Raw genomic sequence first — 9,095 nt, 5'->3', positions numbered from 1 at the left:
CAGTTCGGCCAATGCCGGTGACCACCTCATCAAGGCCAAACTCTTTAAGCTTTTCAGCCACCAGAGCGGACGTGCGGTGCTCTTGAAACCCCAACTCAGGATGCGCGTGAATATCGCGCCGGATTTGAGTGAGTTCTTCATGGAATTCAGAAATTCGATTGATAACTGGCATAATTGTCCCCTTGGAAATTGCAATTGGTGCAACCAATTTTTACATATACGAGCATGGCAATTTGTTAATTGCAATTGCAAAATTGGCATCATCTTATGCGTGATCACGCAATGTTGGCTTGAAGCCAGCCCCATCAACGCCTAGATGGGAAGAAGTGCGATTTACGATAAGTTTAGGCGAATCATAAACTGTCCGATAGAAATCGCATCGCGTTTGATTTACAAAGAAGCAAATCACGCACACCTCACGCCCTTTGAAGGGGCCATAAGCTGAATAACAGGATGAACAATATGGCTGACGAAAAAGACAAAGCTAAGGACGAGCAAGACAGCGCATCGGTAGAAAAGCTGCTCTTTAAAAGCCGTACTGTGCTGATTACGGGTGAAATTAACGACAAGCTTGCACGCGAAGCCTCTGCGCGCCTCTTGGCTTTGGCCGAAGACAATGATGATCCCATCAACGTCTATATTTCATCACCAGGTGGCCATGTTGAAAGTGGCGACATGGTGCATGACATTATCAAGTTTATCAAACCAACTGTGCGCACCATTGGCTCTGGCTGGGTTGCGAGCGCGGGCGCTTTGATCTTCATTGGTGCACAAAAACAAAACCGTCTTTGTTTGCCCAACACACGCTTCTTGATGCATCAGCCATCTGGCGGTGTTGGTGGCCAAGTGTCGGATATTCAAATTCAGGCAGATCAAATCAAATTGATGCGTCGACGTTTTGAAGAATTGTTCGCACTCGCCACAGGCAAAACACCTGAGCAAATCGAAAAAGACACAAAACGAGATTTCTGGTTGAACACAGACGAAGCTTTGGCTTACGGCTTGCTGGGCAAAGTCATCACCAGCGCTGACGAACTGAAGTAGTTTTGAGCAGCATCTATTGATTTTGAAACGCGCCCTTGTGGCGCGTTTTTTGTTTCGGAGGAAATGAGATGAATAACTTTGTTGTCGATCTGGAATATTTGGTGCCACTTGAGCAAATTGAGCCGCACATGGATGGGCACATGGACTATATTGTCCGTGGACGTGATCTGGGCTTGTTCGTGTCTTGGGGGCCAAAGGTGCCGCGCACGGGCGGTGTGATTATTGCACAGTCAGAAACCCGCGCGGAACTTGAAGCCTTTTGCAACACCGATCCATTTGTTGTGGAAGGCGTCTCCAAAATGGCCATCACAGAATTTGTGGCGCGCCGACCCATTACGCATAAATAATAGCATTTAATCGCTGGCGCGGCTTTGCATAACCAAAATGAATGTCACGCGGTCGGTTTTCGCTCGGTACATATGCGCCTCATCCGCGGGATAGCGGAAATAGTCGCCCACTTTAAGCGTTTCTGGTTTGTCAGATGGCCCAACAATGAGCTCCCCATCCACAACAATAACATGCTCGACAGTGCCCTTGGGATGCGGTACCGCTTGGCGGGCCTCCCCTTTAGACAGGTGCACACGATATAAGTCGCGGTGTGCGTTTGGCGGACAACTGGCCAGCAGAGCTGCGGTCAGATCTGTCATTGTGCTATCGATCAACTCCCCCTCATCCACTCGAATTAGCGTTATATCTGGGGCCGCCACTTCAAACAGATAACTAAACGGCACGTCCAACGCATAAGCAATTGACCAAAGCGTTTCGATATTCGGGTTCCCCTGTCCACTCTCGAGCTGCGACAGCGTGGATTTTGACAAATTCGCCTTTTTAGCGAGTGCGGACAGGCTCAGCCCCGCTTTTTCTCGCTCTCGACACACAGCTTTCGCAATAAGCGCGTTTGGGGTCACACTAATCTCCACAGGAATGAACAACGTTCGGTTTGACGAACAGGCAATTTGTCCATTATAACGAACAATGTTCGACGAGGTAAAGTTGATTTACACTAGCGAGGTCACATGACTGCATCAAAAGTTGGAACTGCTGGGAAGTCAGATTGGCTGCAAGGCTTCACAGACGCACTGCCAATTCTGATCGCCATTATTCCATTTGGCGCTTTGTTTGGTGCGGTTGCTGTAAAGTCGGGCCTTGATATTCCAACTGCCGTGTTTGCTTCCGCTAGTATCTACGCGGGGGCTAGTCAGTTTGTTATGCTCGATTTGCTCGGACAACAAGTGCCGGTCTGGTCGATCATTCTGGCCGTGTTCGCCGTGAATTTCCGTCACGTGCTTTATTCTGCGTCGTTGAGCCAGCATTTGGAGCGCTTTAGCCCTATGCAAAAAGCACTCAGTTTCTTCTTTCTGGTCGATCCCCAGTTTGCCACAGGCGAAGCGCGGGCGGAAAAAGACAAACTGACGCCAGCTTACTATTTCGGGTACGCCGCACCTCTTTACTCCACTTGGATTTTTGTGAGCTGGATGGGCGCGCTGTTCGGCGGCCTAATTGAAGACCCTGCGGTCTACGGCATCGATTTTATTCTGCCGCTTTATTTCATGGGCCTTGTTATGGGCTTTCGCCAGCGCCGGTTTTTTTGGCCTATTTTGGGTGTCAGCGCAACTGTCTCAATGATCGCCTATTTCACGTTGGGCAACCCTTGGCATATCGCAGCGGGTGGTATTGCGGGCATGTTGCTTGGCGCTGCCATGAGCAAACCACCGGAGGCAGAATGATGTCCAACACCGTATGGATTATTCTTGCATGCGCTGCAGTCACTTACCTGACAAGATGCGGCGGACATTTGATCATCTCGCAATTTGGCGAAATCCACCATCGGCTTCGCGCAGCTCTTGCTGCCGTACCAACGGCGGTGTTGACGGCGCTGGTCGCGCCATCATTTCTGACCCATGGACTCGCTGAAGGATTGGCCATCAGCGCTGCTGCGTTGATCGCCTTGCGTTTCTCTATCATCATCAGCACGTTTGCCAGTCTGATCATACTTGTTGGCTTGCGTACAATAATTGGCTAGCGCTTGATTAGCTTTTCAATCTGATCGCCCGAAATCGAGTTGCCGAGCAACGACAAATCGCCATCGCCAAACATGGCAGTCGCCGCGTCAAAAATTGCACGGTGCGTAATCCGCGCTAGGCTTGACCCTAGACTAATACGGGCGACCCCAGCATTTGCAAATTCAGCAACGGTGTTTTGGGTAAATGGTCCAGCGCAAATGGCGTTGATCGGACCTTCAACTTCACGGCAAATCCGAGCAACATCGACTATTGTGCCCGGCATAGGCGCAAACAACACGTCGGCACCCGCTTTTTGGAAAGCTTGCAAACGCCGGATGGCCTCATCCAGATCATATTTGGCGTGCATCACGCCGTCCGCACGTGCGGTCAGCACAAAGTCATAGGGCAAAGCCCGCGCCGCTTCAGCCGCGGCTTCAATCCGCTCCACTGCCCGCTCAAACGCAAAGGGTTCAGTTGTTGGTAGGTCCATGTCTTCGATCCCACAGCCTGCAATGCCAATTGTGCCAGACGCTTGAATGGTCTTTACCACATCATCAAGCGTTGGACCGAAACCGTTTTCAAAGTCGCCGTTCAGTGGCACGTTGACCGCTCTATTCAATTCATCGGCATGGGCAAGTGCATCGTCACGAGAGATTTCGCCCAAATCTCCAACACCTTGCACAAATGCCAAGGCGGCAGAAGATGTAGCAACCGCTTTCGCACCCAGGCTTTCCATCATGCGCGCAGAACCAATGTCCCAAGCATTTGCAAGAATAAAGGGATCACCGGATTGGTGCAGTTTTCTGAAATCTGATGGCTGTGACATGATGCTCTCCGCGGCACTAGAATGTACGTTTAGGTCAGTATTATTGACTTAAATAATATCAGAGTGCAAGTTCGACGCAGTCGGCAATCAGGCGTTGAAGGAAAAGTCTTCCCAATCAAGGCTTTCTAGCTCTTCACGAAAAGCAAACCGCACAAGGTGGTTTTCGGTCACTTTTTTGGTGCGATCCAATGCTTCTTGATCTAGGGCATCGATTAGCATGTTCAAACCTTGATGGTCGGCGTTCAGGTTGACAGTGCCAAACTCGAATTTGATGTAGCCCTTATCGCCTTCATATGCCGCGTCGATCTTATGCGCGAAGTGCTTGACCAATTGGCCCAAATAGCGCTCGCCTTTTTCTGTTTTAAATATTGCAGTTGATCGTTTCATGTCGAATATCTCGCTTTATGAGTTGAGATTGACGCTTATGTGGCAGTGCCGAAGATGCGGGGAAAACCCCTCATCTCCGGCTCCACATTGCTGACCAAAGGTCGCAGCGTCAGCAAATCGTTCGTGCATCAAGCACGTCCACATTAAAGTGGATTTTCATAATCCAATTAATTCTTAACCGCAGAATTTCAAACAAGCAACAATAAAATCAATAGTTTAGAACGTTTCTAAACTATTGATCATTTGGGATATCTTTATAAAAAACGGACCGCTCATGGTGGGGTAGCGAAGGCAACTTTGGTACTCTGATCTTGGCGCTTTCGCGCCACGTCACAAAACAAACCAGTTTTGATGCGGTAACGGGCACGGTTGAAATATGCGGATGAGTTCGACCTAATTCATGGGTGCGCTTGGTTTCGACCATGGGACAATCCTATGCAATCAATCTAAAGAATAGCCCCTTCTAATAAACATGATATTTATAGTCAAGTTTAAACTCACCCGTGACGTCGCCTACCTTACGAATATTTAATGCGGTTAAGTATAGAGTTTGTTTGACCCGATCCGCTCAGCAAACTAGCGATATGGGGGGAAACACGACGGTGTTTCGTTATCGCATTATAGGAACCACCGATGAAGCTTCGGCAACAACTTGCGTCAAAGTCCGCGATTTTATTTGCGGTTCGCATTGCAGGCGCAGGCACCATATTTTTGGCACAAGCGGGCATCGCCCGCCTTTGGGGATCTGCGCAACTCGGCGAATACCTGATTGCAATTGCCACCATCAATTTGTTGGCCATTGTGTTGCCGTTGGGCATGCAAACAGTTGGTTCCTATTTCGCCGCAGAATATGCAGCAAAGGGTGATGGGCGTGGATTGCGTGCTTTCACAAAACTCGCCTACGGTCTCATCCTGTTCCCCGGCATTGCTCTAGCTTATTTGGCGGGGCTCATTGCCCCACTTATTGGTGAAACCGGCGCACACCTTGCAGATTTGTGGTTCCCGATCAGCCTGATGGCCATTGGCTCAGCGGTGTTTTTCGTCAACGCCGGCATTTTGGTTGGTTTAAAGCGCCCATTTGTTGGGTTCTTTGCCGACACAATTTTTCGACCAATCCTTGTCGTCTTGTCTCTTTTTCTTGCCTTTGCAATTGCTGCACCGGGAGAGAACATTGTCGTTCTATTGTGGGGTCTAGCCCTCTCATATTGTGTTGTGATTTTTGCGCAGTCGATCATTACTGTACGTCAGCTATGTCGACTGCCAGTGGACGAAAATGCCCCTGCCCCTGACTGGCGCCGCTGGCTCTATTTTGCGTTACCTTGGATCATCATTACCCTTTCAACCGATTTCTTTTTTGACGCAGACCTGCTGATTTTGGCCAATTTGCTCAGCAAGGAACAAATCGCTGTGTTTGGCGTCTGCACACGGATCTTCGTGCTCGCTTCTTACGGCATAACCGCTGTTTACGCTGTTACGATGCCCGGTATGCTTGAAGATGTCACCAAAAACGACATGGCCGGATTGGGCGAGAAAATTGGCGATGCCAATTTGCTGGCGACGGGTCTTGCTTTGGTCCTTACTCTGATCATCGCCATTGCGAGCCCGCTTGTTCTCAGCCTATTTGGCAAAGACTTCTCAGGTGGTTATTGGCCACTTGTGATCTTGTGCACAAGCCTTGTTGTGCGCTCAGCATTTGGTCCTGGCCCGCTTATTCTTTCCGCACGTAACCGACCCTATGCAAGTTTGCCTGCCGTTGGTGTGGGGTTGGGCACATTGCTTTTGGCCAACTTTATTTTGGTTCCCCTGTGGGGCCTTGTTGGCGCTGCTTTTGCCGCAATCCTTTCCTATTTGTGCGGCTCCATGATGGTTTGGCACACAACCAAGCGCATCACGGGATCTGACGTTTCTATTTGGCCCGCGCTCACGCGCCTTGTTGCCAGCCGCGCCTAAGATATTTTGAAGGTTTACTATGCTTGATCACAATAATCGTCCTCAAAAATGGGAAGTCTTATCCAGTCAAACCCGGGTTAAAGATCAATGGATTGATGTGCGCACAGACAAGTGCCGCGCGGCAAACGGCGACATTTTTGACTATCATGTTTTGACCTATAATGATTGGGTGAACGTGCTGCCGTTTGAAGCTGAAACCTGCAAGCTGATCTTGGTGGACGAATATCGTCACGGCATTGGCGCGCCAGTGCTGGGCCTAGTTGGTGGCGCTGTTGACAAGGAAGACGGGTTGCAAGCGGAAGAAGCGGCGCGCGCGGCGGCCCTTCGCGAGATGCGTGAAGAAACTGGCTTTAGCGCCAACAATGCGGTTTTGGCCCTCAAAAGCATGCCCAACCCTGCTTTACAAAACAATTGGGTTTATACCTATGTCGCATTTGAAGCGACTGACACCGGCGCGCAAGCATTTGACGAAAGATTGGGCGAGTTTTGTCTTACGGTAAAACGCGAGTTTGTTGATGTTTTACGCGATATCTCAACCGGAAACCTGCATATGCAAGCCATGCATGTGGCAGCGCTTTGGTCAGCGGCGCAACACATTCTAAAAGCTAATGATCTGCCGCATTCTGCCCATAAATTGCGCGACGACGTGCGCACATTTTTGCTCGGCTAGAAATAGGCCAACGGGCTAACGCCAATGAAATGTTCATGACCGAACAAAAGCACAAAGAAAAACAGAATACCTGCCAATACTTCTAGCAAAAACTTGGGGCTCATAGCGCGCCCCAGGCGATGCGCGATTGGGCCATTGGCAACAGCGCGAAATTCTGCGACCTGCGGCGCGGTCAGTCGCGCTTCAGCCCGTTTTTGGGCAATTCGCATGCCAAAAGCACTAAACACCAACATGCCGCCAAACAAGATGACGCCGACCACATCTCCGTTGACCAATAAATGAGCGGCTGCCCAAAACAAAAACCCTAAGATGATGGGGTGACGCACCAACGCAAGAACCCCTGGTTGTTCAATGTCGGTTTCCCCGCCGCGAAATGATATGGATTGGCTGTTGGCGCGGGTTGCCCCGGTTGCAAACAGAATACAGGCGACAAACATCATGGCAATTGCCACAGCAGCGCTTGCTTGGGTTGTCACCCAAAGGCCGATATAGGGCGCATTGAGCGCAGCAACCACAAGCCAAACCAGCAAACCAAGCGACATGAGCGAATAGGCTGACATGTAGACTCTACGTCCAAAGCGATTGATACCCCAATCACGCAACCCAGTGGCACGCGGCACCACATGCGCCCCAAGAAACGCGATCAGCGCCGCTGCAAAATTTAGCATATTCATCCCCTCAATAATCGCGCCAAGACTTTGTTCAAATGCAATCAAAAAGCAATGCGGCATTTCACCTTTTTAATAATGTGTTATAAAGGTGAGAATGGAAGTAGGGATTCATCGATGCGCCTGACAAAACAATCCAACTATGCGGTTCGTATTTTGATGTATTGCGCAAGCAATGAGGGCTTAAGCCGCATTGCAGATATTGCTGAATTTTACAAAATTTCAGAGACGTTTCTGTTCAAAATCTTGCAAGTCCTCAATCGTGGTGGATTTGTTGAAACGGTGCGCGGTCGCCATGGCGGTATCAAACTCAGCCGCCCTGCCTCAGAAATGAAATTGGGCGAAGTGGTGCGGTCTACTGAAGACAATTTTGCCCTTGCTGAGTGTTTTGAAGGCGGCGACGATATTAATTGCCCCCTCACCGGCACCTGCGGCCTCAACCACGCGCTACACCGCGCCTTGGTGGCGTTTTTGAACGTGTTGGATGAATATACAATCGAAGATCTGACGGACAACCGCCGCAACATCAATGTGCTTTTGCAACTCGAAATTGCCATGCGCGACACGCCGAAAAAAGTAGCTGATGCGTAGGGCTTGACGCTCGCCCCTTACTCAGTTCATCTATCCGCATATTTTATGTGATTTTTGGCAGTGCGCAGTTTTAGTTTATGTGTTTTGAAGAAAAATACCAAAAAGCAATCAAAGAGCTCGAGGCTTCGGGCATCTGGAAATCATCTTACAATCCGCCGTTGACACGCGCCTTGAATGCGCTTGGTTTCAAAGCTCGGCCACCTCACTATGCCTCCCCTTTGAAACTGGCCGCAATATTTGGTTTCAGTTTCGGAATGATGTGGGGCATTTTCATGTGGTTCGCCTTGTGGCGCTTCATGAATCTTACTCCACTTTTAGCAGTTTCTAGCAGCATATTCGCTGGTTTCCTCTTCGGGGCAATCATGAGCGCTTGGACGCGTTTTGTTGCCAAAAGAAAGAAGCTCTCACACTGGGATGATCTTTAGGCATGAGCAGTTTTGAGGAGAAGTATGATCGCGCAAACACCGAATGCTTTGAAAAAGGCGTCTGGATGTTTCGCGACGGAAAGCCAATTGAGTGGGATAGACCTATTTGGCGCTTTACCGCATATACTAAGATGAGACACCCGCTCTATCTCCCATTCTTGACGAACTTTATAGCAACTTTTGCGTACATGGTTCCAACGGTGATACTTGTGAAACTCGTATTTGGTTGGGAGTTCGCAGAATTGGTGACGCCCGAAATCTATTGGGCAGCGGCCAAACAATCTCTCGCGTTTGCTCTACTCTTCGCGGGGTTCATATCTTGGGAGAAGCACCGCAAAAACCTTTCACGGTGGGAGGATTTGTAGTCTGCCATCCATTCCTCCCACAACAGTCATCCTCGCGAATGCGGGGATCTAGGTCTGAGCATCCAAAACAACAAGTGTTTAACTTTGCTCAAACGCTGCTTGGTTCCCCGGATCAAGCCTGAGGATGAACAGGGAGCAACTATGCGCCCTGCATCGGCCACGTATC

General features: G+C 49.7%; 13 protein-coding genes and 1 pseudogene. 9 read left to right on the top strand and 5 right to left on the bottom strand.

Features of this window, described 5'->3' with window-relative positions:
- A pseudogene (locus Q0231_RS08400) lies at positions 1 to 172 on the bottom strand (amidohydrolase); the annotation flags it as partial.
- Between the two features lie 281 nt (positions 173 to 453).
- Here Q0231_RS08400 and Q0231_RS08395 point away from each other — a divergent pair.
- Together Q0231_RS08395 and Q0231_RS08390 are read left to right on the top strand one after the other, a co-directional pair.
- Positions 454 to 1,044, top strand: a complete 591-nt coding sequence (locus tag Q0231_RS08395; protein WP_269392213.1) for an ATP-dependent Clp protease proteolytic subunit — start codon at positions 454 to 456, stop codon at positions 1,042 to 1,044.
- Positions 1,045 to 1,112: 68 nt separating this feature from the next.
- Entirely contained in the window at positions 1,113 to 1,391 is a 279-nt protein-coding gene (locus tag Q0231_RS08390) for a YciI family protein (RefSeq protein WP_299347102.1), read from the top strand.
- A 6-nt stretch (positions 1,392 to 1,397) separates the two neighbouring features.
- Here the strand turns inward: Q0231_RS08390 and Q0231_RS08385 are convergent, their stop codons facing one another.
- On the bottom strand, positions 1,398 to 1,952 hold the full coding sequence (locus Q0231_RS08385; protein WP_299347100.1) for an XRE family transcriptional regulator: 555 nt from the start codon (positions 1,950 to 1,952) through the stop codon (positions 1,398 to 1,400).
- Between the two features lie 108 nt (positions 1,953 to 2,060).
- On the opposite strand from Q0231_RS08385, the gene Q0231_RS08380 reads away from it, so the two are divergent.
- Together Q0231_RS08380 and Q0231_RS08375 are read left to right on the top strand one after the other, a co-directional pair.
- Positions 2,061 to 2,771 (top strand): AzlC family ABC transporter permease, encoded by a 711-nt coding sequence (locus tag Q0231_RS08380; protein ID WP_299347098.1) that lies wholly within the window; start codon positions 2,061 to 2,063, stop codon positions 2,769 to 2,771.
- Positions 2,771 to 3,067: an AzlD family protein gene (locus Q0231_RS08375; RefSeq protein ID WP_269392217.1), complete on the top strand. Its 297-nt coding sequence runs from the start codon at positions 2,771 to 2,773 to the stop codon at positions 3,065 to 3,067. Before Q0231_RS08380 ends, Q0231_RS08375 begins: the two co-directional genes overlap by 1 nt.
- On the opposite strand, the gene Q0231_RS08370 is transcribed toward Q0231_RS08375, so the two are convergent.
- Positions 3,064 to 3,873: an isocitrate lyase/phosphoenolpyruvate mutase family protein gene (locus Q0231_RS08370; protein ID WP_299347096.1), complete on the bottom strand. Its 810-nt coding sequence runs from the start codon at positions 3,871 to 3,873 to the stop codon at positions 3,064 to 3,066. The genes Q0231_RS08375 and Q0231_RS08370 overlap by 4 nt on opposite strands.
- Before the next feature lie 87 nt (positions 3,874 to 3,960).
- Entirely contained in the window at positions 3,961 to 4,260 is a 300-nt protein-coding gene (locus tag Q0231_RS08365) for a DUF2218 domain-containing protein (protein ID WP_269392219.1), read from the bottom strand.
- A gap of 633 nt (positions 4,261 to 4,893) precedes the next feature.
- Here Q0231_RS08365 and Q0231_RS08360 point away from each other — a divergent pair.
- Both Q0231_RS08360 and Q0231_RS08355 read left to right on the top strand, forming a co-directional pair.
- Positions 4,894 to 6,210 carry a lipopolysaccharide biosynthesis protein gene (locus Q0231_RS08360; RefSeq protein ID WP_299347093.1) on the top strand — a complete coding sequence of 439 codons (1,317 nt, stop codon included), beginning with the start codon at positions 4,894 to 4,896 and terminating at the stop codon, positions 6,208 to 6,210.
- Positions 6,211 to 6,229: 19 nt separating this feature from the next.
- Positions 6,230 to 6,880 (top strand): NUDIX domain-containing protein, encoded by a 651-nt coding sequence (locus Q0231_RS08355; RefSeq protein ID WP_299347091.1) that lies wholly within the window; start codon positions 6,230 to 6,232, stop codon positions 6,878 to 6,880.
- Here the strand turns inward: Q0231_RS08355 and Q0231_RS08350 are convergent.
- Positions 6,877 to 7,548, bottom strand: coding sequence for an NnrU family protein (locus Q0231_RS08350; protein ID WP_299347089.1), 672 nt, complete (start codon positions 7,546 to 7,548; stop codon positions 6,877 to 6,879). The genes Q0231_RS08355 and Q0231_RS08350 overlap by 4 nt on opposite strands.
- Positions 7,549 to 7,665: 117 nt before the next feature.
- On the opposite strand from Q0231_RS08350, the gene rirA reads away from it, so the two are divergent.
- From rirA to Q0231_RS16715, 3 genes are all read left to right on the top strand, one after another.
- Positions 7,666 to 8,139: an iron-responsive transcriptional regulator RirA gene (gene rirA, locus Q0231_RS08345; protein WP_269392224.1), complete on the top strand. Its 474-nt coding sequence runs from the start codon at positions 7,666 to 7,668 to the stop codon at positions 8,137 to 8,139.
- 77 nt (positions 8,140 to 8,216) lie between these two features.
- Positions 8,217 to 8,564, top strand: coding sequence for a DUF6404 family protein (locus tag Q0231_RS08340; RefSeq protein WP_299347086.1), 348 nt, complete (start codon positions 8,217 to 8,219; stop codon positions 8,562 to 8,564).
- A 2-nt stretch (positions 8,565 to 8,566) separates the two neighbouring features.
- Positions 8,567 to 8,929 carry a DUF6404 family protein gene (locus tag Q0231_RS16715; RefSeq protein WP_367274481.1) on the top strand — a complete coding sequence of 121 codons (363 nt, stop codon included), beginning with the start codon at positions 8,567 to 8,569 and terminating at the stop codon, positions 8,927 to 8,929.
- Positions 8,930 to 9,095 lie beyond the last annotated feature (166 nt).

The sequence above is a fragment of the uncultured Maritalea sp. genome, assembly GCF_937139385.1.
Taxonomy (GTDB): Bacteria; Pseudomonadota; Alphaproteobacteria; order Rhizobiales; family Devosiaceae; genus Maritalea; species Maritalea porphyrae_A.
The sequence above is the reverse complement of the archived record's forward strand: the minus strand, read 5'-3'. Positions and strand labels throughout refer to the sequence as shown.

Coding starts and splice junctions, on each gene's coding strand:
- Q0231_RS08390 (WP_299347102.1), top strand. CDS start 1,113: ATGAATAACTTTGTTGTCGATCTGGAATATTTGGTGCCACTTGAGCAA.
- Q0231_RS08360 (WP_299347093.1), top strand. CDS start 4,894: ATGAAGCTTCGGCAACAACTTGCGTCAAAGTCCGCGATTTTATTTGCG.
- Q0231_RS08350 (WP_299347089.1), bottom strand. CDS start 7,548: ATGCTAAATTTTGCAGCGGCGCTGATCGCGTTTCTTGGGGCGCATGTG.
- Q0231_RS08365 (WP_269392219.1), bottom strand. CDS start 4,260: ATGAAACGATCAACTGCAATATTTAAAACAGAAAAAGGCGAGCGCTAT.
- Q0231_RS08380 (WP_299347098.1), top strand. CDS start 2,061: ATGACTGCATCAAAAGTTGGAACTGCTGGGAAGTCAGATTGGCTGCAA.
- Q0231_RS08395 (WP_269392213.1), top strand. CDS start 454: ATGAACAATATGGCTGACGAAAAAGACAAAGCTAAGGACGAGCAAGAC.
- Q0231_RS08370 (WP_299347096.1), bottom strand. CDS start 3,873: ATGTCACAGCCATCAGATTTCAGAAAACTGCACCAATCCGGTGATCCC.
- Q0231_RS08375 (WP_269392217.1), top strand. CDS start 2,771: ATGTCCAACACCGTATGGATTATTCTTGCATGCGCTGCAGTCACTTAC.
- Q0231_RS08340 (WP_299347086.1), top strand. CDS start 8,217: ATGTGTTTTGAAGAAAAATACCAAAAAGCAATCAAAGAGCTCGAGGCT.
- rirA (WP_269392224.1), top strand. CDS start 7,666: ATGCGCCTGACAAAACAATCCAACTATGCGGTTCGTATTTTGATGTAT.
- Q0231_RS08355 (WP_299347091.1), top strand. CDS start 6,230: ATGCTTGATCACAATAATCGTCCTCAAAAATGGGAAGTCTTATCCAGT.
- Q0231_RS16715 (WP_367274481.1), top strand. CDS start 8,567: ATGAGCAGTTTTGAGGAGAAGTATGATCGCGCAAACACCGAATGCTTT.